Below are 24118 nucleotides of genomic sequence, written 5' to 3'. Positions count from 1 at the left end.
TTATTAGTATGTTATATGAAGTAATGAAAGACAAGGTAAATGATGAAGTTGTTGAAGCAGGCACTCCGGCTATAATAAAAGTTATAGGTGCAGGTGGCGGCGGATCAAATGCAGTAAACAGAATGATGTCCAGCAGCATGAGGTATGTTGACTTTATAGTTGCAAATACCGATTTACAGGCTTTAAATCATTCAAATGCTCCTTTAAAATTACCTATCGGAACAAAAATTACAAAGGGTTTAGGTTCAGGAGGTGATCCCGGCATCGGAGAGAAGGCTGCTATTGAAGATCGAGAAATAATTGCAAATGCAATCAAAGATGCTGATATGCTTTTTATAACTGCCGGAATGGGAGGCGGCACGGGTACGGGTTCGGCTCCAGTTATTGCCGAAATTGCTAAGGAGCAGGGAATCTTAACGGTTGCTGTAGTTACAAAGCCCTTTGCATTTGAGGGCCGCAAAAGAATGGCTCTTGCAGAAGAAGGAATAAAAAAATTAAAAGAATCCGTGGACACCGTAATTACTATTCCGAATCAGCATTTATTGAAGATGGTAGACCCTTCAACTCCTGTTGTGGAAGCATTTAAAAAAGCGGATGATGTTTTGCGTCAGGCTGTTCAAGGTATCTCTGATTTAATTTATCAGCATGGAGAAATTAATGTTGACTTGGCTGATGTAAAAGCTGTTATGAAAGAACAGGGAAATGCTCATATGGGTGTCGGTATAGGTGAAGGCCAAAATAGGGCTGTAGATGCGGCAACAAATGCTCTTAATAATCCGCTTCTTGAAGAGGCTAGAGTTGAAGGAGCTAAAAATCTTTTGGTAAATATTTGCGGAAGCGAAAAATTAACAATGCATGAGCTTGCAGAGATCATGGATATTATTAATGCCGGTGCCGATCCGGATGTTGCAACTTTTTTTGGTGCGACTATAGATCCTTCTGTGGAAAATAAAATTGTTGTTACCTTAATTGCAACAGGTTTTAGATCAAACGATAAATTTCCTATTGATGAAGCTCAGCCTGCTCAAAAGCCTGTTCATGATAATGCAGAAAATTTGATGTTCTCTGATGATTCGTTTATGACTTCGAGAGAGTGGACTAAGGTTAATAAAACGACACCTCCTTCTCTTTCAGGTCTTGGTGCAAGAAATCGGCATGAGACTTCCCCTGAAAAAAACTATGAAGGCTGTTATGTTTCAGAAAGGAAGCCGTCTTTTAGTTCTATCGTTCCTCCTATGGAAAGTGATTTGGATACTCCTGCTTGGATTCGTAATCAAAATGTTTTAAGAGTAGGAGGAAAATAAACTGACAAAAATACAGCTTCGGGCTTTTTACGGATTTTTAATTTCAGCGGAATCTCATTCAAAAGCGACAGCTCAAACCTATATTAATACTTTGCAATTATTTCAAGAGCATATGTCAGACCGCTTAATTGAAAATGCAAGTGAAGCCGACTGTATTAATTTTATTTTGCATAGATCCGAATCCGGAATTATGGCCAAAACCATAGCCAAGGATATTGCAGCTCTTAATTCCTTTTTTAGATTTTTGATTATCGAAGGAGTTAGAAAAGATAATCCGAGTGAGGGTATAGAAAGACCAAAAAGAGAAAAAACTTTACCGAGAGTTTTATCTCCGGAGGAAGTAGACAGTCTTTTTGCTGCAATACCTTTGGATTCTCCGAATAATATTAGAGATAGGGCTTTATTTGAGCTTATTTATTCTGCAGGTCTTAGGGTTAGCGAGATTGTTAATTTAAAACTGGAAGATATTTTCTATGATGAAGATTTAATTAAGGTTACAGGAAAAGGAAATAAAGAAAGAATTGTTCCGTTTGGAAGTGCTGCAAAGTATTGGCTTAAGCAGTATATACTTGAAGCACGTGCCGAATTATTAAAACCTAAGCATCCTGAAAATACATTGACTTCAGGTTCCGTGTTTTTAAATAACCGCGGTTCCGTTTTGACCAGAAAGGGAATTTGGAAAAGAATAAATGAGCTTTCAAATTTTTCAGGTATTGAAACAAAGGTTCATACCTTAAGACACTCTTATGCCACGCATTTACTTGCCGGAGGAGCGGATTTGAGATCTGTACAATGTCTTTTAGGTCATTCCGATATTTCTACAACTCAAGTTTATACGCATATCGAGGATAAGTCTCTGCAAATGTATCATAATAAATTTTTTGATACTAAAAAATTAGAAAGAGGTATAAAATGAAAAAAAGTTTTTTTTCCGTAATAACTATTTTGTTGTTGATTATTATATTGGGTAGCTGCAATAAGGTTACGGGTATCCGCAGACTTCAGGAATTGGAGGAGGGAGTCAGCAATCCTAATACTGAAGCCGAATTGAAAGATGCTATAAGAAAATATGAAAAAAGAGTTGATGATATAATGATTGCAGAAGGAAGAGTCGGTATATGGTATAAAATACTCGGCTCAAGATACATGGATCAAAAAATGTATAAAAAAGCCTTGCAGGCTTTTCAATCTGCATTGGAATATTATCCTGAAAATCAAAATTTATTTTATCAGGTAGGGCTTGCTGCAAGTTTAACGGCAGATAATTCTTTAGATTTTGAATTAACCGGAACCGATATAGAGAAAAAAAGATATTTTTCTCTTGCCGTTTCGGCTTATACGCGTGCACTTGAAATAGATCCTAAACATTCAAAAGCTGTTTATGCCTTATCGGTATTGTATATCTTTGAATTAAATAGACCGGCCGATGCGATTCCCATTTTGGAAAAAATTGCCGAGTGGGAAAAGAAGCCTATAGATCATTTATTTTTACTTGGTGCGGCTTATTATATGACAGGTAAAAATGAAAAAGCAATTGCAATTTATGATCGAATTATTCAAATTTCAAGCAGTGCAGAAAAAAAGAGCTCAAGCGGAAAATAATATTAGGGAGATTAGGGCTTCGGGAGGAAGATAAAAAGTGAATATATCCGGAAAAGAAAGTTTATACATAGGATTATCTCATTGTTATTTTCTCAAAGGAAAAGAAAAACTTCTTCTATCTGAAAAGCTGGACTCCTTATCCTCTCTTGTATCGCTTTCTATAAAAGATATTTCGGAAACTATAGGCCGGCAGGTTAGACCAAAAAAATGGGATAAGGATTTACTTAATTCTCTTACGGATTCAAGTATCAAGGTTATGAATTCATATGATGTGAGAATGCTTTATTTCTATGATTCGGATTTTCCTCCGCAGCTTAGAGAAATTCCCGATCATCCCTTTACCGTTTTTTATCGCGGAACCTTGCCTTCTCAGGAGAAACCGATGCTTGCGATGGTCGGAACCAGACAGCCTACCGGAGAAGGAATTGAACAAGCTTTGAATTTAGGAAAAGAGGCTGCAGAAAAAAACATTACGGTTGTGTCGGGATTAGCCTTCGGTATAGATGCTTTTTCGCACAGGGGATGTCTTGAAGGAAAGGGAAAAACCGTAGCTGTTTTGGCTTGCGGGCCTGAAATGATTTATCCCCGTTCAAATAAAAAACTTGCGGCAAGTATTTTGGAATCCGGAGGATGTATCTTAAGTGAGTATGCTCCGGGAACGGAACCTCTTTCTTACCGCTTTCCTGAACGCAATAGAATTATTTCGGGACTATCCCGTTCTGTTTTAATTGTAGAAGCTCCGAAAAAATCGGGAGCTCTTATTACTGCAGATTTCGCATTAGAGCAGGGCAGGGATGTTTATGTATGTGAACCTATTTTACATTCTTTGCAAAACGCAGGCAGCCTTAGTCTTTACGAACAAGGTGCCTTTGCTATAAAATGTATAGATGATATTTTACATGATTGGAAATATCCTACGGAAAATAATTTAAAAAAAGATCAGCAAAATATGCTGTTTACCAATTTATAGATTATGAGGTGTTGATTTATGGAAAAAACATTGAGTGAAACAAAAAAAACTAAACGTACTGCAAAAAAAACAAAACAGCATTGCTTGGTTATAGTCGAGTCTCCTGCAAAGGCTAAGACTATCGAAAAATATTTAGGGAATGATTATATAGTAAGAGCCTCAATGGGGCATCTTATAGATTTGCCTAAGTCAAGATTGGCAATAGATATAGAAAATAATTTTACTCCTGAGTATATCACGGTTAGGGGCCGTGCTAAAATTTTAAAAGAATTAAAAAAGGAAGCGAAGAAATCTTCAGGTGTCTTTCTTGCAAGTGATAATGACCGTGAAGGAGAAGCCATAGCTTTTCATTTGCATGAAGCCTTGGTTGAAGAATGTTCTTCACCTATAAAAAGAATTGTTTTTAACGAAATTACTCCCATTGCAATTCAAGAAGCCGTAAAAAATCCGTTGGATATAGATATGGGAAAGGTAAATGCTCAAAAATCGAGAAGGGTTTTGGATAGACTTGTAGGATATAACTTATCTCCTCTTCTTTGGCAAAAAGTAAAAAACGGTCTATCGGCAGGCCGTGTTCAATCTGTTGCCCTCCGCTTAATCTGCGAGAGAGAAGAAGAAGTTGAAAATTTTATACCGGATGAATATTGGACTCTTGACGGAGACTTTAAATACAATAAAACTTCTTTTGAAGCCCAGCTTGTAAAATACAATGACAATAAACCCGAATTGAAAAATCAAAAAGAAGTTGATGCAATTATAAAAGAGTTGGGTTCATTGCCGGCTCTTGTCGATGATATTAAAATTACTGAAAAAAGTATCAAGCCTCGTCCTCCTTTTACGACTTCTACATTGCAGCAGGTTGCGGCAAATAGAATAGGTTTTACTTCCAAAAAAACAATGCAGGTGGCCCAGCAGCTTTATGAAGGAGTTGCAGTCGGTTCTACCCGTGTGGGTTTAATTACATATATGCGTACCGACTCTGTTAGAATATCGGATATCGCTATCGATGCCGTGCGTAAGTGGATAAGCGAAAATCATCCTAAAGAATTACCTGATGAGCCGAATGTATATGCAGCAGGGAAAAAAGCTCAAGATGCACACGAAGCGATACGCCCTACCTATGTTGAATATACTCCTGCATACTTAAAAGAATTTTTAACTCGAGATCAGTTAAGACTTTATTCTTTGATTTGGGAACGCTTTGTTTCAAGCCAAATGAAAAATGCAAAAACAAAAACATCGAGTTACGAAATAAAAGTGGGGAACGCAATTTTCCGTACAGCTTCTACAAAGATAACCGAAAAAGGTTTTTACACCGTTACAAAGACCTTGATTTCAAAAGATGAAAAAGGAACAGCTCTCCCCGCAATGAAGGCCGGTGATGCGATCAGCATTGAAACATTAAGACCTGAACAGCATTTTACTCAAGGCCCTGCCCGTTATACTGATGCAAGTATAGTAAAGATGCTTGAAGAAAAAGGAATCGGACGCCCTTCAACCTATGCTCCTATTATTTCGGTTTTGCTTGACCGCTATTATGTAACTAGAGCAAATAAGCAGCTTGTTCCGACTCAGTTGGGAAGAATTATAAACAGCCTCTTGGTAGAAAATTTTTCCGAAATAATCGACGTTAATTTTACTGCCGGAATGGAAAACCGCTTGGACGAAGTTGCAGAAAATAAAATAGAATGGCCTAAGCTTATGGAAAGTTTTTACGGCTCGTTTAAAGAAAAAGTAGATACTGCCTTGGAAAATGTAGAAAGCATTAAGGGCTCCTTGGATGAGGTTACCGACATTGTCTGTGAAAAATGCGGAAACAAGATGGTAAAAAAACTAGGCCGCTTCGGAGTATTTTTGGCTTGCAGTGCTTTTCCCGAATGTAAAAATACAAAATCGATTCCATTGGCAAAGTGTCCGCGTGAAGGCTGCGGCGGCGACATAATCGCCCGTAAATCAAAAAAAGAGGGGGAAGGAATTTTACGGATGTACTCATTTCCCTGAATGCGATTTTATTTCACACTTTAAACCCATCAATGCATCCTGCCCTAAATGCGGATGGTTTATGGTAGAAAAGTATGATAAGAAAAACGGAAACTATAAGGCCTGTATTAATCCCGATTGCGATTACTTACACAGCGTAGTCGAAGGTGTAGAAGATGTGGAGGTAGATAGAAGTAATGAATGAAATATTTGAAAACTACCTCACTTACAGTGCAGGAGTCAGGCAGTTTACAAAGGCAACAATAGATTCTTATAAAAACGATTTGACTATTTTTGAAGAATGGTTAAAAGCACTTGAGCTGAATGTTTTTGAATTAAAAGCTTCAGATGTTAGAATTTTTATCGCAGAACTTGCAGATAAAAAATTTGCTCCTGCTTCAATAAACAGGATTATGTCTACGCTCAGAGGTTTTTACAAATATGCTTTAAGATTTAATCTTACAAAAACAAATCCCATATCGTCTGTTAGGAATTTAAAACTTGCTCAAAAACTTCCCGTGTTCATGTTTCCTAAACAGGCTAAAGAATTTTGTAAACTGCCTTCAAATTCGGATATTCTTTGGGAGGTAAGGGATGCTGCCTTATTCGCTTCTCTTTATTCTACAGGCTGCCGTGTTTCGGAATTAGCCGGACTTGATATAAAAGATTTGGATAAAACTCTTTCTTATGCCATCGTTTTCGGAAAAGGAAAAAAAGAAAGAAAGGTGTTTTTTGCAGAATTTGCAAGGGATTATTTAAAGGCATATTTAGAAGAAAGAGCTGAACTTCTTGAAAAACAGAAGCTGCAAGCTCAAAAAGGTAACAAGGGAAAAATAAGGGATGCTCTTTTTATAAATCAAAAAGCACAACCCTTAACAAGTAGAGGAATTCGGTATATAATAAACAGGTATGTCGAATTATCTCCTGACTTAAAGCATCTTTCACCCCATGCTTTTAGACATAGTTTTGCATCTACTTTAATTACAAGAGGTGCGGATATAAGGGTTGTACAGGAATTGCTTGGACACGAAAGTGTTTCTACAACGCAAAGATATACGCATATTACGGCTGAGCAGCTTCAAAATTTATATAAGACTGCTCATCCTCATTCATAGGAGTTTTATGATGGATAAAAAAATACGAAGCACGACAGTGCTTGCCGTACGTAGAGACGGAAAAATTGTTATGGCTGGAGACGGTCAGGTAACTATGGGCGAAACCGTTATGAAAGGTAATGCCCGAAAGGTAAGAAAAATTTATGACGGAAAAATTATAACGGGTTTTGCCGGGGCAACTGCCGATGCCTTTACTCTTTTGGAAAAATTCGAAATCAGGGTAAAAGAATTTTCAGGCGATCTGACTCGTGCAGCTGTAGAGCTTGCAAAGGATTGGCGCACCGATAAGATGCTAAAAAATTTACAGGCCCTCTTACTTGTTGCCGACGCAAAGACTACTCTTTTGATTTCGGGTAACGGAGATGTAATAGAACCGGAAGAAGATGTTCTTGCAATAGGTTCCGGGGGAAATTACGCCTATGCTTCGGCCTTAGCCTTGATGCAAAACACAAATCTTTCCGCCCGCGAAATTGCAGAAAAGAGTTTACAGATTGCAGGAAAAATCTGCATCTACACAAACGGAAAAATAGTTATGGAGGAAATATAATGAACGAAGAATTAAAAGAGCTGACACCTAAACAGACTGTTGCAGAATTGGATAAATACATTATAGGACAAAACAAGGCTAAGAGAGCTGTTGCTATTGCTCTCCGTAATAGAATGCGCCGTCTAAAATTGCCGGAAGAAATAAGGGATGAAATAGCTCCTAAAAATATTTTGATGATAGGACCTACAGGTGTAGGTAAAACCGAAATTGCAAGGCGTCTTGCAAAATTGTCGGGAGCTCCTTTTTTAAAGGTTGAAGCTACAAAATATACCGAGGTAGGCTATGTCGGCCGAGATGTTGAATCTATGATCAGGGATCTAATGGCTGTGGGCTACACAATGGTAAAAAGCGAAATGCAGGAAAAACTAAAAGAGCAGGCAGAAAAGAACACCGAAGAATCCTTATTGGATTTGCTTTTGCCCGGTTCAAATAAAAAGAAATCTGCTGCATCGGCCGCCGCTGTGTCTGCAAAAGAGAGTTCTAATGCTTCTGCCGGAACACAGATAGCTCTTCCAGGCATGAGTAATTCTGTTTCTGCCGAAGAGGATAAGGCCCAAAATGAAAACGATATGAGCGGTACCCGCGAAAAAATTCCGTGTAATGCTCCGTGAGGGTAAGCTCGAAGATAAGATGGTTGAGGTTACGATTGCTCCTTCCATGGGGGCTCCTACATTCGAATTTTTTGCAGGCGGTTCAAATATGGAAGATATTGAATCTGCAATGTCCAATATTTCGAATCTGATTATGGGAGGAGCAAAATCAAAACGCAAAAATGTAAGCGTAAAAGAAGCCCGCGAAATTATAATGGCCGAACAGCTTGACCGAATGGTAGATCACGATAAGGTTACGGATGAGGCAAAGCAAAGAGTAGAGCAGATGGGAATTATCTTTATCGATGAAATAGATAAGGTCGCATCCCGCTCCGACCGCGGCGGAGGGCCGGATGTTTCCAGAGAAGGAGTTCAGCGCGACATTCTTCCCATTGTTGAAGGCTCTAAGGTTTCTACAAAGTACGGAGTTGTGGATACACGCCATATTCTTTTTATTGCAGCCGGTGCTTTCAGCGTATCAAAGCCTAGCGATTTAATCCCTGAGTTTCAGGGCCGCTTCCCCTTGCGTGTGGAGCTTGAAGCCCTTCATGCAGAAGATTTTAAGCGCATTCTCCTTGAACCGAAAAATGCTTTGACAAAGCAATATGCGGAACTTTTGGAAACCGAAGGCGTAAAAATAGAATTTTTGGATGAGGCTATTGATAGAATGAGTTTTTTGGCTGCCGATGTAAACAGCAAAAACGAAAATATTGGAGCAAGGCGGCTCCATACGATTATGGAGATGCTTTTAGAAGATATTTCGTTTAATGCAAGCGAGATGAGCGGTGAAACCGTAAAGATCGATGTGTCTTATGTTGATGAAAGATTAAAGGATATAGTACAGGATCAGGATTTATCCCGATATATTCTATAATATGGTTAAGGGGGATTTAAAATTTGCCGAAAATATGCTTAGGAGTGAACTATGGGTTTTAATAGTTTTTTAAGAACAACGGATATACTTCACAGAGCTTTGGATGTAAACTCTTTGCGTTATACCGTTACATCAAACAACCTTGCAAATTCTGATGTTCCTAATTTTAAGCGGACTGAGGTAAATTTTGAATCGGAGTTGAAACGAGCCTTTGATTCCGAAAAAAATGCAAAAGGCGCTTTTCAGCTTGCAACTACTCATCCCTTGCACATAAAATCAAATGAGCCTATAGATTATAAAACGGTTGAGCCTGTGCGTGTTTTGGATTATTTGACTGCCGAAAAGGCAAACGGAAATAATGTAAATCCTGAGGATGAAGCCATGAAAGTATTGAAGGTTCAAATGCAGTATCAGCTTTTAAGTATGATGGCAGGATTTCAGTACAATCAGGTACAATCGGTTTTAAAGTAGAATAAGGAATCGGAGGAAAAAACATGGGATTGTTTACAAGTATAAATATTGCAGCTACAGGAATGGGAGTAGAGCGTCTTAGAACAGATGTAATATCAAACAATATTGCAAACGCTTCCAGCTTGGAAACTCAAGAAGGCGGCCCCTTTAAAAGAAGCCGTGTAATAGTCGGTCAAAAGAAAAGCGGTATCGACTGGCAGACTCCTTTTACTCCTCAAAATGTGGAAAGAGGTGTAGGCGAGGGTGTTAAGGTTCTTTCGATAGAAAAAGATACTTCCGATACCCGCTGGGTCTATGATCCAACCCATCCTAAGGCCTTAAAGTACGGCCCCAAAGAAGGATATGTAGAGTATCCTAATGTAAACATAGTTACCGAAATGGTTGATTTGATTTCGGCTTCAAGGGCTTATGAGGCAAACCTTGCTGTTGTAAACGGCGCAAAGGATATGTTCCAAAGAGCCTTGGATATTGCACGATAAAATGAACAATAAAAATGGGAGGAAAAAATGGTAAACGCTGTAAATGTTGCAAATGTAAATTCGGTACCGGGCCTTTTAGATGTTCCGAAAATTAATGCCGTTGTTACCGATAACTTTAGAGCCAAGATGGTTTCAAATACGGACATGATTGAGCTTGCCGTAAATAAAGAAGCTGCAAGTTTTGAGCAGACAATTTTAAAAGCATTCGACAGCATGAATGCAAAGCAAACTAAAATGGACAAGTTGGGAGAGCAGATGATTGTCGATCCCGAATCGGTAGATGTTCATGATATAACGATGGGAATGGCCGAAGCGAGTTTGTCGCTTAAATTAGCACAAACTATAATCGACCGTTTGGTAAAAAGTTGGAATGATATTACCACAACGAGATAAAAGATAGCCTCGCAAGACTTTAAGCTTAAAATCTTGCAAAGCTCGTTCAGTACATGGGGGGAAACATGAACGAAAAACTTAACAATCTAAAAACAAAGTTTGGGACGCTTTGGGGAAAATGGACAAAGCTCCAAAAAGGCATCATCATCGGGGTAGTTCTTATTGCTCTGGTGCTGATTGTCGTTCTCAGTAGATGGTCTTCAAAGCCGACCTCGGTGCCGGTAATAGACATGGCGATAACCGATGTTGATCTGCGGGATCGAATTATCTTGCGCATTAATGAAGAAAACGTAAAAACTACAATCTCTTCCGATGGTATAATCTCTGTTGCAGATGAAAAAACCGCAAGAAGAATGCGGGCTATCTTGATGCGTGAAGACTTGATACCTAACAATACAAGTCCTTGGGCTTTCTTCGATGTTGAAAGATATTCACGTACCGATTTTGATAGGGAGATTGATTTACGCCGTGCCATTACCGAAGAAGTCAGAAGGCACTTAAAAGCCTTAGACGATATTGATGATGCAAATGTTGTCGTCCGCATACCCGAAAAAGCCTTATTCGAATCGGAACAGCTTCCTGCAACCGCAACCGTCGTTATTTATCCTGCACCCGGAAGCGATATATCTTCTAACCGCAAAAAAATAGAGGGCATTCAAAAAATGCTTAGGCTTGCGGTTCCTGGATTAAAAGATGAAGATATTACGATAACCGATAGCTCCGGTCTTACCTTAAATGATTTTGAAGGCAGGAAAGATGCTGATCGTTTAACTTTAATTGAAAAGCAGCAGAAATTTATTTCTAAACTTGAAAGACAATACGGAGCCAACATATTGATTCCGTTACAAAAAATATACGGTGAAGACAGAGTTAGGGATATAAACGTTAAAATTGATATGGATATGTCGGAGCGCTCTGCCGACACAACAGAAATACGGCCTATAGTTATCAAACCTGACAATCCTGAAACTTCTTATGACGACTCGGAAGTTGTAAAATCGGTTACTGTAAGCTCTGAAAATGCAACGACAATTTGGGAAGGCAGCGGAATCAATCCTCAAGGACCTACCGGTACTGAAGGACAAACGGCTCCTTCGTATCAGGATACAAGAAATATAGTCGGCCGTTCGACTCAGACAATTACAAAAGAAAATCATCTTGTAAGCTCAAGCCAGATAAAAGAGACCTTTCTTCCTAAGATGGGAAGAAGGACCGTATCCGTAAACATAGATGGCCTTTGGGTAAAGAAAAAAGATGTTAACGGAAAATATATTATTAAAAACGGAATGGTCGAGAGAGAATATAAACCTCTTTCAGCTGAAGATATAAAACAAGCCGAAAAAATAATAAAAGATGCCATCGGATTTGATGCAAGTAGAAAAGATTCTGTAAGCGTTTTGAATGTTATGGTTGATAGATCTTCACAGTTTGAACTTGAAGATAGAGAGTATTTTAAATCACAGCAAAGGCAGTTAATTTTCTTACTGTCACTTGCCGGTATTGCGTTGGTATTGCTTCTCTTTATCTTGTATAGAATCATAAGCCGTGAATTTGAAAGAAGAAAAAGGCTTCGTGAAGAAGAACTTTTACGCCAGGCTCAGCTTGAGCGTGAAAGAATGTTGTATGACCAGCAGATGGCAGATGCTGATGTTTCAATGACGGTTGAAGAAAGAAGACGGCAGGAACTTCAAGAAAATGCTATCAATATGGCTAGGGAACATCCTGAAGATGTTGCTCTCTTAATTAGAACTTGGCTCATGGAGGAATAATATGGCTGTAACACCTGCAAAAGAAAGAGGCAGTGCAAAAAAAGGTAAGGATATTAATTCACTTAGCGGAAGACAAAAGGCTGCTATATTTTTGGTATCTCTCGGAGGTGAAATCTCCGCAAAAATAATGGAAAGGCTTCGTGAAGATGAAGTCGAAAAAATAGTTTTTGAAATTGCAAGAACAGAAAGTGTTGAAGCCGAATTAAAAGATGCCGTTCTCCAAGAGTTTCAGGATTTAATGGCGGCTCAAAACTTTATAACAACCGGCGGTATAGATTATGCAAGAGATGTTTTGGAAAAAACATTCGGAAGTCAAAAGGCTATTGAAATAATTAATAGGCTCACGAGTTCTTTGCAAGTCCGTCCCTTCGATTTTATAAGACGTACGGATCCGGCTCACCTTTTGAACTTTATTCAGCAGGAGCATCCGCAGACGATAGCTTTGATTCTTGCCTATCTTGAACCGCAAAAGGCATCTGTTATTTTGCAAAATCTTCCCGATGAAATTCAAAGCGATGTTGCAAGACGTGTCGCAACCATGGATACTACTTCCCCCGATGTTCTCCGTGAAGTTGAACGCGTTTTGGAAAAGAAACTGTCTACGGTTTCAAGTGAAGACTATACGGCCGCCGGAGGTGTTGACAGTATCGTTGAGATTCTTAACCTTGTTGACCGCTCTTCAGAAAAATCTATTATCGAATCTCTCGAAGATGAAGATCCCGATTTGGCCGAAGAAATCAAGAAGAAGATGTTCGTATTCGAAGATATTGTTATGCTTGACGATAGATCCATCAGTAAGGTATTGCGCGAAGTTAATAACGATGAAATGGCGAAAGCTCTTAAACAAGTTGATGCCGAGGTTCAAGATAAGATATTTAGAAATATGTCCAAGCGTGCCGGTGCCATGCTCCGCGATGAAATGGAATACATGGGTCCTATACGTGTTAAAGATGTTGAAGAAGCTCAGCAAAAGATTGTTTCGATTATCAGACACTTGGAGGATAAGGGAGAAATTGTTATCGCCAGATCCGAAGAGGATGAATTGGTATAAAATAAAACGGAGAGTTGCTTATGGCTAAAACTATTTTTAGAGGTTTTGAGGTAAACAAAAACAATAGCGATGTAGTATTTTTACAGCTTAATAAAACTTTTCAAGAAGAGCCTGAAGAAATTATTGAAGAAGAGGTAGAAGTTTACGAAGGGCCGACCATTGACGATTTAAAAAAGCAAGCTGAAGATTTTAGACTTGAATGGGAAATGCAAAAAGAGAAAATGCTTTCCGATGCTAAAGCTGAAGCCGACAGAATTATTAAAGATGCACAAAATGCTGCCTTTGATGAAGTAAAGAGACAGACAGATGAAGCTCAAGTAATTGCTCAAAATGCAAAAAATCAAGCTGAGGATATTATAGCCGAAGCCGAGCAAAAAGCCAGAGATATAATAGCAGACTCCGAAAAAAATAAAGATTCAGTAAATCGTGATGCCTATAAAGAAGGTTTTAACCGAGGCCGTGAAGAAGGTTTTAAAGAAGGAAATCTTGAAGTGCAGCGTCTGACCGACCGTCTTCACACAATAATAAATAAGACAATGGATAGACGGCAGGAAATTCTTTCTGAAACGGAACAACAGATAGTTGATCTTGTGCTTTTAATGACAAGAAAGGTGGTTAAGGTTATTTCAGAAAATCAGCGAAATGTTGTTGTTTCAAATGTTGTTCATGCCTTGCGTAAAGTTAAAGGAAGAGGTGATGTGGTCATCCGAGTAAATCTTGCTGATGTTAAAATGACTACAGAGCATACTCAAAACTTTATATCGGCTGCAGAAAATATTAAAAATATTACTGTTGTTGAAGACTCCACTGTTGATCAAGGCGGTTGTATAATTGAAACGGATTTCGGAGCAGTTGATGCACGCATAGCAAGTCAGCTTAACGAACTTGAACAAAAGATTTTGGAAATATCACCTATTAAAACAAAGATAAAGACCGGAAATATTTAAGGTGCCGACTATGGTAGATCTTTTTGATAAATATACCGATGCTGTTTCAGAAACCGATCCGATAAAATTTACAGGGCATGTTGTACGAGTTCACGATAAATTGATTGAAAGTGAAGGCCCTGTTGCTTCCGTAGGAGAGCTTTGTCAGATTATTACCGATGATAATCCTGACGGGTTAAAGGCTGAGGTCGTAGGTTTAAACGGAGTTACAGTTCAGCTTATGAGTTATACCGATGTTCAAGGTGTAAAAATAGGAGACCGTGTTATTGCAAGCGGTGAAATTCTATCTGTACCTGTAGGAGATGTATTACTCGGCCGTATAGTAGATGCCCTCTGCAAATCTGCTGACGGCAAGCCTGAACCATATTCCGCTAAACGATATCCTGTTGTAGCTTCTCCTCCCGATGCTATGACACGCAAACCTATAAGACAAAGAATTGTTACAGGCATTCGTGCGGTTGATAGTCTTTTGGCTGTGGGACGAGGACAGCGCTTGGGAATTTTTGCCGGTACCGGTATAGGAAAATCTACCTTGCTTGGAATGATAGCTAGAAATACAAATGCCGATATAAATGTCATTGCTCTGATTGGAGAGCGAGGCCGAGAAGTTTTAGATTTTATTGAACATGATTTAGGGCCAGAAGGTTTAAAACATTCGGTAATTGTAAGTGCAACATCGGACCAAAGTGCTCTTGCAAGAATAAGAGGTGCATATACAGCTACGGCAATTGCAGAATATTTCCGTGATCAAGGAAAAGATGTTATGCTTCTTTTTGATTCGGTAACGCGTTTTGCTATGGCTCAGCGGGAAATAGGTCTTGCCATAGGGGAACCTCCTGCAACACGAGGATATACACCAAGTGTTTTTAGTTCGCTTCCTAAGCTGCTTGAAAGAAGCGGTACTTCCGAAAAAGGTTCCATCACAGGTTTCTATACGGTTTTGGTAGAAGGCGATGATATGAATGAGCCTATTTCGGATGCTGTACGAGGTATTTTAGACGGACATATTGTACTGGACAGAAACCTTGCCGAAAGAGGCCAATATCCTGCCGTCAATGTTTTAAAAAGCATTTCCCGTTTGGCAAACAGAGTGTCCGGACAAAATACAAAAGCCGCTTCAAAACGTATGCGAACCTTATTAAAAGACTATACCGAATCGGAAGATATGATAAACTTAGGTGCTTATCAAAAGGGAAGCAGTGCTGCAATAGATGATGCTATCGAACATTATCCCCGCATTTATGATTTTTTAACTCAAGAAGTAGATGATCCTGCGGAACTAAAGGATACGTTGCAAAAACTTTCGGATATTACCGGCATTGATATTCCTCCTGAAGAATTTGATGAAGCCGGTATAGGTGTGGGGGCTATAAAGAAATATGCTCAAAGCTCTGAAGCTGCTTCATTGTATAAATCTGATAGAGAGGTTAAATAATGAAAAGGTTTGAATTTCGGCTTGAAAAACTTTTGAGTTTACGTGAATTTTATGAACATCAGGCAGAAATTGAATTGGCTCATGCTATTGCTCATAAGGATTACATAGATATTGAGTTAAATCAAATTGCTAATTTAAAAATAAAAAACGGTGCCGAATTTAATCCTGAATCGGATAAAATAAACATAACGGATCTTCATAGTGCTCAAAACTATAGTATTTTTTTAGATAAAAAAAAAGATGAATTATTAGAAAAATTGATTATTGCAGAACAAATTATTGAAGAAAAAAGAAAAATTTATATTGAAGCAGCATCAAAACGCAAGGTTATTTCAAAACTAAAAGAAAAAAAACGTGAGGTATGGGAAAAGGAAAATATAAAATCCGAAGAAAACTATATCGATGATCTTGTTACATATAAATTCGGACAAAATAAAAATATTGCAGCTAAAAATTATAATTAGTTAAGGATGAGTACATGTTAAGTATTTTTTTGGAAATAATATATGAAAGGCAACTGCGTAAAATTAATTTAAAAATTCTTAACGATTTTATTAACCTGATAAAAGAAGAAGCACGATCGAATGGAGCAGAATTTTTACAGGTTCAAGGAGGTCTTTATTTTTTATTTAAAAAAAAATCTATTGCTTATTCTTTTTCTGCTGCAAGATTTTTATATAATATAAATAAAATATTAATTGCATATAAAAATAAAATTTCAGAAGTAAGATTTATTACTGACTACTATGAAGAAGAAATTTCAAATGATGAGTTATTTGATTCATTGGTAATGTATAAAAAGCAATTAATACCTGAAATCGGTATTTTTGCCTCAAAATATGCTGCCGATAAACTTGGAAAGTATATCGATTTTACCGAAACCGATTCTTCCATGCTATTATGTAATGTATTTAAATTTTTTGAAAACATTAATTTAATAAATAATAAAAAAAATGATACGCGGCCTTCAATTATATTACACAGAAATGATAGTTGTTTTTGGGCTGTATATAATTTTATTTTATTAAATCCATTAAACATTGATTCTTTAAAATCAATGAATGCTGAAGATAAAAATGCTTTTTTGTCTACAAAAAATGTTTATGTTTATTTAAAAAAACACAGATTTTCTAAGGAAATGCCCCAATATTTTGTAGATGCTTTTTTGACAAATGCTGCAATATACTTGAAGTATTATATAAAAAAACAAAATGATGGAAAATGTGTAAAAATTTTAATAGATAATATAAACGATAAAAAAAATTTAGAAGAAGCAGAAAAAATATATGCTGTTAATAAATTTATTGAGATAGAAGCTTTAGATTCTTTATTGCCTTCAATATATAATATTCCGGATGATTTATTGCAGATAATATATATTATCCTTGTTTCAAGTAAATATTTTTTCTATGATGAAATTATGGATTTTTTACTTTCACTGAATAAAAGCAAGAATTTTTTTGATGATATTTATGCTTGGATGTATTCAATGGGAATTATTTTGGTTGAAAATAATATTTATGCTGTGCCTTATGGATTACTAGAAATTATTGAAAGACGTATTAATCTTAGCAAAAGTATGGCTGATTCCAATATAACTGAATATTTATGGAAAAAATATAAAAACGGAATTTTAAATGCAAATGCTGATGCTGAAAAAATTTTTGATTCTTTGAATTTTAAGTGTAAGTCTGATTTTTTACTTGCTTCACTATTTCATAATTATTCCGATTATTCTATAGAAAGCTTGGATCTAAAAAAGTATAAAAGCGAAACTTTCTATGATGCATTAAAATATTATCAGAATTCTATTATTGCAAACACGGATGACAGCACTGCAAAGTCATATGCATATATAAAAACCGCTATAAGTTTTTTTCAAGAAAACAAATTGGAAGCTGGAGAATACAGAGGTTTTTCTTTGTTGGCTTTCTTTAATTTAACCGAAAATAAAATATCGGATGCTATTACTTATTTTTCTTATGCCCTTGAGAATGCAGAACATTCTCACGATACATCTTTTATTTGTGATGCATTATTTAATATAAGTATTGTATATTTTTTACAGAATAATTTAAAACAATCTATGGTGTTTTTAGATCGTTTAGCTGCTGCCGTTGATGAATATTTTGAACAAGATTGGAAGATTCCATACCTTTTTATGAAAGGCCGTGTTTATTTACAGATAGGCGAATTCAATAAAGCTTCAGAGAATTTTAAGACCGCATCAGATTTTGCTGAACTCTATTTTGATGAATTGTTGCCCTTATGTAAATCTTGGTATGCACGTTCTTTAGCATATATGGGACAAATAAAAAATGCTCAAGAACTTTTATTAAAATATATAGATTATACCGATGATGCATTATTATTTTTGCTTGAATCATTTTTATTTTATCCTATTTTAAAAAATGACTTTGAAAAATTGGATTTGGATATATCTTCAATTTATAGTGAGTATAATAATCCTGGACTCAGAGAATTCCGAAATTTAACATCAGGTTTTAGTATTGCCGAAGATTTAATTTGGTCAAACATTTATAGCATGTCGATTGGTAAAAAAATATTTGATGCTTTTTATAATTATTATAATTGTAAAATTAATTTTTCAAACATGTATGATAAGGAGGAATGTAAGCTTCTTTTATCAAATTTAGAAACTTCTGCTGTTGAGTCATTATATCAAAATGATCCGTATTCATCTTTATATATGTATCTATGTTATGATTTATCGGTTAAATTATATGGAGAGAGTTCTTCTCAAACAGTTGCCTATCTAAGCAAGGCATTTAAGTCGATGCAGAAAAATGTATTAGCTATAGGTGAAAATGATATACGTGATAAGTATATGCAAAATAATTTATGGAACTCAAGACTCTTTAAGGTTGCAAAAACTCAAAAACTTATATAGTATCGGAATGTTTATGAAAGTGTATTTTGCTATTGTTAGTATTTTATTTTCTATTAATTTAAATATTTTTGCCGATGATGCATATATTAGAACTTATATTTCAGAAATGAGTATTGAAGATAAGGCATCTCAAGTTTTAATGATGAGTATTGAAGGAAAAAAAACTTTTCCGCCTCATTTGAGTTCTTATTTTGATTCTTATACACCGGGTGCTTTTATTTTATTCGGCTATAATTTTTCTGATACCCCTGAAGCTTGTGCTTCCTATATAAAATCGGTTAAGCAGTCTATACAAAATTTATCTAAAGCAAAAACATTTATGCCTCCTTTTTTTGCGTCAGACTTTGAGGGCGGAAGAGTATATAGAATACGAAAAATCGGATCTCCTCTACCTTCTCCTAAAAAAATAGCAGAAACATTAACGGAGGAAGAAGCTTTAAATTTATATACTCATACTGCCGAACAGATCAATTTATTGGGAATACATTTAAACCTGGCACCAATTGTTGAAAAAGAAAAGATCTAATGAGTCTGGCTTTTTGGATGACCGTATTTTTTCTAATGATGAGGATGTTTTAATAAAGTATACTAAAGCTTTTATTTTAGGAATGAAAAAAGGCGGGATACTTTCTACAGTGAAGCATTTTCCCGGGAATACGGAAACAGATCCTCATTTTTCAAAAAGTATTATTGATGTCGATAAAGATATTTTTTATAAAGAATTTATTAATCCTTTTCGTAAAATTATTTATGCTTCCGAAGATCCTGTTTTAATTTCTCATGCTGAAGTTTCTTGTATAGACAAAAAGCCTTTTTGTTTTTCAAAAATAGGTATAGAAAAAATTTTGCGTAGTGAACTTAATTTTAAGGGTTTAATTATTACCGATGATATGGCCATGAAGGCCCTGAAAACGCATGGACGCTCTACAGCCGATAATGTGCTTTTAGCTTTAGCAGCAGGCTGTGATATGGTAATGTGTTCCGAACCTAAGTTTAAAGAACTTGTAGAGGTTATTTCAAAAAAAATGAAAACCGAGTCCGATTTTTTAAAAAGAATAGATGATGCGGTATTTAATATTTTAAAAACAAAAATAAAAATGGGTATTATTGATGAAGAATGTAAGCCCATCGAAAAATATAAATTTAATAAAGAAAAATTTTATAAAGTAAAAAAATCTGCTGAAGATGTTTTAAAAAATTCAAAGCAGTCTAAATAATAATTTTTTCGACGAAGATATTTTTTAAAATCATTGTGGAACACGATATTTTATTCCCATCTATTATTATTTCTACCAAACCGCTTTCTTCATTTTTAGTTTGAAGTATTATTTTAGAATTTAATTTTAAATTTATCTTTTTGTAATATTCAAATTGAGCTTCAGAACCTGTAAGCCTTGCTATCGAGTATTCTGTCCCGCATTTTACTTTTTCTATAGGTAAATCTATACTTGTATAGTCTTTTTGATTTTTTTTAGGTATAATGGCTCCATGCGGATCCCTTTTAGGGTTGCCTAAATACTCGTCTATTTTATCTATTAAAATATCTGAAGCGGCATGCTCTAAATTTTCCGCCTCATTATGAACATCCTTCCAATCCATTTTTAGAGTTTGAAATAAAAAAGTTTCAATTAATCGGTGCCTTCTTAAAATATTAAGACCGTATTTTTTGCCTTTCTCGGTAAGGCTGCATCCAATCCTGTTTTGATATTTAATGTATCCGTATTTTTCAAGTTTTTTTACCATCGATGTAGCAGTACCTGGGGTAACATGTAATAATTTTGCAAGCTCACCGTTGGTAATTATATCTTTATCGCTTGCAGATAAAAATTTTACGATCGATTTTAAATAATTTTCTGTTGCAATTTGCGATATTTGCACTCTTCCTCCTAAAAATTAATATAAATTAAATATTTGTAATTGATTTTTCAGCTTCTTCTCTGCCTAAGGGAGATAAAAGAAGTAATCCGTTTTCTTTTTTTATATATCCCAGCCGCTTTGCTGTAAGCACAACGGCTCGAGCCTTTTTTTCTGTCCAGTTAATATGCTCGCATAAATGTTCTTCTCTTGATTCTATCATCATATTTTCTTCACCTTGGTGATGTAAAAGATGTACAATCAGCATTTTAACTGCGAAATTTATTTTTATATTTTTTTGCTCGGCTCTGCGTTTTACCAATCCATCTTTTGGGGAGAATAGGTAAGCCAGTAAAAAGAATAATCCCGTCATAGCTGCCATTGAACCGGCAATACTTCCGTCGATTTTTACTGCAAGGTAAAAGCCGCTTATTGATGCTGCTGAAGCAATCAAAATTGAAATGATTATCATATAGAAAAGACTGTTTGTCAATAAGAGGGCTGCAGCAGCCGGTGCAATCATTAGTGCCGTAACTAAAACGGCTCCGACTGAGTCAAAGGCTCCGACACAGGTAAGGCTCACTGCAAACATTAATCCGTAATGCATAATTGCAGGGGAAAAGCCGAATGTTTTTGCTAAATTTGGATCAAAGGTTGTCAATTTTAGTTCTTTAAAAAATACTATAATAAAAAGCAAATCAAATAAAAGAATCCCGCTCATTTGAACCAAACTTTTTGGAAGAGAAATATTAAATAAATTTATTCGGTCAAAAGGTGCAAAGGCTAATTCTCCCAATAAGACGGAATCGGTGTCCAAATGAACATTTCCTGCATAAAGAGAAACTAAGATAACGCCAAGACTGAATAAAAACGGAAAAACAAGGCCGATTGCTGCATCGCTTTTTATAAGCTTTGTTTTTTGTAAGGCTTCTGTAAAGATAACAGAAGCCATTCCGGCTATAACTGCACCTATTAACGGTATACTTGAAGATAATGTTTTGCTGATAAAAAATCCCAATACTATTCCTATTATTATTGAGTGGCTTATTGCATCGCTCATCAAAGACATTCTTCTTAAAACTAAAAATACTCCGCAGAGAGCACATGAAGCGGAGACAATTATTGCAGTTAATATTATTTCCATATTCATAAATTTAATTCCTTACTTCTCTTATTGCTTTAAGTATTTTGATTTTTACATAAAGTTTTTTTATCTTTGATTGAATGATTCCTCTATGAGGACTAAATAAGATTGAAATAATTGTAAATGCAGTTAAAAAACAAACTATTACTGGGCCTGTGGGCATTTTTAAAACTTGAGAAGAAATTACCGCTCCGCCCATTCCGGATGCTGCTCCAAAAAACGCTGAAAGAATGCACATTATGCTCAATCTATCCGTCCATTGTCTTGCTGCAGCAGCCGGTGCAAGTAAAAGGGCACTCATCAAAATTACTCCGACAGATTGTATTCCTATAACTATTGTAATTACTATTAGAACTGTTAAAATTACTTCCAAAATTTTTGGAGAAAAACCTATTGATTGTGAAAATCCCGGATCAAATGTAGAAAGTTTCAGCTCTTTCCAGAAGAGAGCAACCATTATAAGAATAAATGCTTCGACCATAAAAATTATAATTACATCCTGCTGCGTGATAGTAGCCGCTTGTCCAAAGATAAATTTGTCAAGACCGCTTTTTCCGGCTCCCGGTAATTTTTGAACATAGGTTAAAAGTAAAAAGCCTAAGCCTAAAAATACACCCAACACAATACCTTGGGCTGCATCCGTGTCAACCTTTGAGTTATTTACAATGTTGTTTATAAAAAAAGTTCCTATAAGTCCCGTGATTCCTGCACCGGCTAAAAGCGGCAGAGTCATTTTAGATCCTGTAAGTAAAAATGCTATCACTACTCCGGGGAGAGCAGCGTGTGCAACTGCATCCCCTAGTAAGCTTTGTTTGCGTAAAACGGCAAAGCTGCCTACCACACCCGAACCTATGCCTAAAAGCATTGTTCCTAAAAAAACATTTCTCAAAGTATAATCGTTAAAAAAATTTATTATCTCGTTCATTTTTTTTCAGAATTGTAGGCGATCCTGCCTCCATAGGTTTTACGCAAGTTTTCTTCGGTAAAAACTTCTTCAACACTTCCCTCGGCTATTAATCTTACATTCAATAAGAGAACCCTGTCAAAGTAATCCTTTACTGTTTGAAGATCATGATGAACAACCAAAAGAGTTTTCCCTTTTGCTTTTAGCTCCTTTAAAAGTTTTACGATAGCCTGTTCGGTAGCTGCATCAACCCCTTGAAAGGGTTCATCCATAAAATAAAGATCCGCATTTTGAACAAGAGCCCTTGCCAAAAAAACTCTTTGCTGTTGGCCGCCTGAAAGCTCGCTTATCTGGCGTTTTGAGAATTCTGCCATGCCGACTTTTTCCAAAGCTGACATAGCTTCTTTTTTTTCTTTTTGTCCCGGCCTTTTTATCCATCCCAAATTCCCGTATGAACCCATTAAAACAACATCAAAGACGGTTGTAGGAAAATCCCAATCTACCGAGCTTCTTTGAGGTACATAGGCTATTCTTTTCCTTTGAGATTTATATGATTTTCCGAATATTTTTATTTCGCCTGATGCGGCTGGAAGAATACCCATCATTGCTTTAAGCAAAGTAGATTTTCCGGCACCGTTTGGGCCGACTACCGCTTCCATCGCTCCTTGGGGAACGCATACATCTATATCCCAGAGTACAGGTTTTTCGCGGTAAGCCAAGGTTAGGTCTTCAACGCAAAAAGCCGGAATTAAATTTTCTTGTGAATGTTCGGCACAGCAAGTGTTCATAAAGTCATCCTTGTTAGAATAAACCTTTTATTTTTTCAAGGCATCGATTATCGTGTTTATGTTATGGGTTAACATTCCTATGTATGTTCCTTCGAAGCTGCCTTCATCTCCCATAGCATCCGAAAAAAGTTCTCCGCCTATTTCAACATTATAGCCTCTGGCTTTTACAGCTTCCTGCAAGGCTTTTACATTTTTTTCGGGAACCGAGCTTTCGACAAAGACGGCCGGAAGTTTTCTTTTTGTGATAAAGTCTGCAAGCTCCTGAACGTCCTTTGCTCCTGCCTCGCTTACAGTACTGATTCCTTGTAAGCCCCTTACTTCAAAACCGTAGGCCTTGCTGAAATAATTGAAGGCATCGTGAGCTGTAACAATAACTCTTTTTTCTTGCGGAATTTCCGAAGTTCTTTTTTTGATAAATTCGTCAAGTTCATCTAGTTTTACAATATACGCCTCATAGTTTTTCTTGAAAGCTTCTTTTTTTTGCGGAGCAAATTCTGCCAATGCTTTATATACTGATTCAGTTGCGTGTTTCCAAAGGTTTACATCAAACCAAACATGGGGATCGAATTCTGACTCCTCAAATGGCAATAGATGTTCTTTCGGGATACTTTCGGCAACTGCTACAGTTTTACGGGTAGAAGATATTTTTTTCAAAACCTCGCCCATCTTTGCTTCAAGATGAAGCCCGTTGTAAAAAATAATATCGGCTTTTTGAAGCTTTTCCATGTCTCCTGCGCTGGCTCTGTAGAGGTGGGGATCGACCCCTGCTCCCATTAAGGCTTGTACATTTACCTCATCTCCGCCGACAACCTTTGCTATATCGGCAACCATACCTATTGTGGCGGTAACTTTTATTTTACCGGCATCCTTGGGTTCATTTTTTGTCTCTGTTTTAGAACATGAGAAAAATACCAAACTTGATAAAATAGTAAGTAGTGTTAAGCTTGAGCTTATTAATTTTCTTTTTGTCATTTAAAATCCTTTATTTTG

General features: G+C 36.5%; 22 protein-coding genes and 2 pseudogenes. 19 read left to right on the top strand and 5 right to left on the bottom strand.

The window, feature by feature from the left end; genetic code table 11:
- The first annotated feature begins 8 nt into the window (after positions 1-8).
- The 19 genes and pseudogenes from ftsZ (at position 9) to E4O00_RS07935 (ending at position 19655) form a co-directional block, all read left to right on the top strand.
- Entirely contained in the window at positions 9-1304 is a 1296-nt protein-coding gene (gene ftsZ, locus E4O00_RS08030) for a cell division protein FtsZ (RefSeq protein WP_253676874.1), read from the top strand.
- A 1-nt stretch (position 1305) separates the two neighbouring features.
- Positions 1306-2220, top strand: coding sequence for a site-specific tyrosine recombinase (locus E4O00_RS08025; protein WP_253679687.1), 915 nt, complete (start codon positions 1306-1308; stop codon positions 2218-2220).
- Positions 2217-2906: a tetratricopeptide repeat protein gene (locus tag E4O00_RS08020; protein ID WP_253676873.1), complete on the top strand. Its 690-nt coding sequence runs from the start codon at positions 2217-2219 to the stop codon at positions 2904-2906. The genes E4O00_RS08025 and E4O00_RS08020 overlap by 4 nt, the downstream gene beginning before the upstream one ends.
- Before the next feature lie 37 nt (positions 2907-2943).
- Entirely contained in the window at positions 2944-3876 is a 933-nt protein-coding gene (gene dprA / locus E4O00_RS08015) for a DNA-processing protein DprA (RefSeq protein WP_253676872.1), read from the top strand.
- 18 nt (positions 3877-3894) lie between these two features.
- Positions 3895-6061, top strand: a pseudogene (topA, locus tag E4O00_RS08010) (type I DNA topoisomerase).
- Positions 6054-6971: a tyrosine recombinase XerC gene (xerC, locus tag E4O00_RS08005; RefSeq protein WP_253676870.1), complete on the top strand. Its 918-nt coding sequence runs from the start codon at positions 6054-6056 to the stop codon at positions 6969-6971. The pseudogene topA and the gene xerC overlap by 8 nt, the downstream one beginning before the upstream one ends.
- A gap of 10 nt (positions 6972-6981) precedes the next feature.
- Positions 6982-7518, top strand: a complete 537-nt coding sequence (hslV, locus tag E4O00_RS08000) for an ATP-dependent protease subunit HslV (RefSeq protein ID WP_253679685.1) — start codon at positions 6982-6984, stop codon at positions 7516-7518.
- Positions 7518-8982: pseudogene (gene hslU / locus E4O00_RS14045) on the top strand (ATP-dependent protease ATPase subunit HslU). Before hslV ends, hslU begins: the two are co-directional and overlap by 1 nt.
- Before the next feature lie 51 nt (positions 8983-9033).
- The gene (gene flgB / locus E4O00_RS07985; RefSeq protein WP_253676868.1) at positions 9034-9453 is read left to right on the top strand and encodes a flagellar basal body rod protein FlgB; all 420 of its coding nucleotides are present in this window, start codon (positions 9034-9036) and stop codon (positions 9451-9453) included.
- A 23-nt stretch (positions 9454-9476) separates the two neighbouring features.
- Positions 9477-9932 (top strand): flagellar basal body rod protein FlgC, encoded by a 456-nt coding sequence (gene flgC / locus E4O00_RS07980; RefSeq protein WP_002671661.1) that lies wholly within the window; start codon positions 9477-9479, stop codon positions 9930-9932.
- Positions 9933-9959: 27 nt separating this feature from the next.
- Positions 9960-10325, top strand: coding sequence for a flagellar hook-basal body complex protein FliE (gene fliE / locus E4O00_RS07975; RefSeq protein WP_253676867.1), 366 nt, complete (start codon positions 9960-9962; stop codon positions 10323-10325).
- Positions 10326-10390: 65 nt separating this feature from the next.
- Positions 10391-12094, top strand: a complete 1704-nt coding sequence (gene fliF / locus E4O00_RS07970) for a flagellar basal-body MS-ring/collar protein FliF (RefSeq protein WP_253676866.1) — start codon at positions 10391-10393, stop codon at positions 12092-12094.
- 1 nt (position 12095) lies between these two features.
- On the top strand, positions 12096-13145 hold the full coding sequence (gene fliG, locus E4O00_RS07965; protein WP_253676865.1) for a flagellar motor switch protein FliG: 1050 nt from the start codon (positions 12096-12098) through the stop codon (positions 13143-13145).
- Between the two features lie 20 nt (positions 13146-13165).
- On the top strand, positions 13166-14092 hold the full coding sequence (gene fliH, locus E4O00_RS07960) for a flagellar assembly protein FliH (protein ID WP_253676864.1): 927 nt from the start codon (positions 13166-13168) through the stop codon (positions 14090-14092).
- Between the two features lie 10 nt (positions 14093-14102).
- Positions 14103-15527: a flagellar protein export ATPase FliI gene (gene fliI, locus E4O00_RS07955; protein ID WP_253676863.1), complete on the top strand. Its 1425-nt coding sequence runs from the start codon at positions 14103-14105 to the stop codon at positions 15525-15527.
- A complete protein-coding gene (gene fliJ / locus E4O00_RS07950; protein WP_253676862.1) occupies positions 15527-15991 on the top strand; it encodes a flagellar export protein FliJ in 465 nt (154 codons plus the stop codon). Before fliI ends, fliJ begins: the two co-directional genes overlap by 1 nt.
- A 14-nt stretch (positions 15992-16005) precedes the next feature.
- The gene (locus E4O00_RS07945) at positions 16006-18438 is read left to right on the top strand and encodes a tetratricopeptide repeat protein (RefSeq protein ID WP_253676861.1); all 2433 of its coding nucleotides are present in this window, start codon (positions 16006-16008) and stop codon (positions 18436-18438) included.
- A 13-nt stretch (positions 18439-18451) separates the two neighbouring features.
- Positions 18452-18964 (top strand): glycoside hydrolase family 3 N-terminal domain-containing protein, encoded by a 513-nt coding sequence (locus tag E4O00_RS07940; RefSeq protein WP_253676860.1) that lies wholly within the window; start codon positions 18452-18454, stop codon positions 18962-18964.
- Positions 18945-19655, top strand: a complete 711-nt coding sequence (locus E4O00_RS07935) for a glycoside hydrolase family 3 N-terminal domain-containing protein (protein ID WP_253676859.1) — start codon at positions 18945-18947, stop codon at positions 19653-19655. The genes E4O00_RS07940 and E4O00_RS07935 overlap by 20 nt, the downstream gene beginning before the upstream one ends.
- Here E4O00_RS07935 and E4O00_RS07930 read toward each other — a convergent pair.
- The 5 genes from E4O00_RS07930 to E4O00_RS07910 are packed head-to-tail and all read right to left on the bottom strand — an operon-like array spanning position 19648 to position 24100.
- Positions 19648-20316, bottom strand: a complete 669-nt coding sequence (locus E4O00_RS07930) for a metal-dependent transcriptional regulator (RefSeq protein WP_253676858.1) — start codon at positions 20314-20316, stop codon at positions 19648-19650. The two genes, E4O00_RS07935 and E4O00_RS07930, sit on opposite strands and share 8 nt — an antisense overlap.
- 25 nt (positions 20317-20341) lie before the next feature.
- Positions 20342-21442, bottom strand: a complete 1101-nt coding sequence (locus E4O00_RS07925; protein WP_253676857.1) for a metal ABC transporter permease — start codon at positions 21440-21442, stop codon at positions 20342-20344.
- 4 nt (positions 21443-21446) lie between these two features.
- Positions 21447-22361: a transition metal ABC transporter permease subunit TroC gene (gene troC, locus E4O00_RS07920; RefSeq protein ID WP_253676856.1), complete on the bottom strand. Its 915-nt coding sequence runs from the start codon at positions 22359-22361 to the stop codon at positions 21447-21449.
- A complete protein-coding gene (locus tag E4O00_RS07915) occupies positions 22358-23128 on the bottom strand; it encodes a metal ABC transporter ATP-binding protein (protein ID WP_253676855.1) in 771 nt (256 codons plus the stop codon). The genes troC and E4O00_RS07915 overlap by 4 nt, the downstream gene beginning before the upstream one ends.
- 27 nt (positions 23129-23155) lie before the next feature.
- Positions 23156-24100 (bottom strand): metal ABC transporter solute-binding protein, Zn/Mn family, encoded by a 945-nt coding sequence (locus tag E4O00_RS07910; protein ID WP_253676854.1) that lies wholly within the window; start codon positions 24098-24100, stop codon positions 23156-23158.
- Between the last annotated feature and the right edge of the window lie 18 nt (positions 24101-24118).

Source organism: Treponema sp. OMZ 788 (assembly GCF_024181245.1).
Taxonomy (GTDB): Bacteria; Spirochaetota; Spirochaetia; order Treponematales; family Treponemataceae; genus Treponema_B.
Note: the sequence above shows the minus strand (reverse complement) of the source record. Positions and strands in the feature narration are given on the sequence as shown.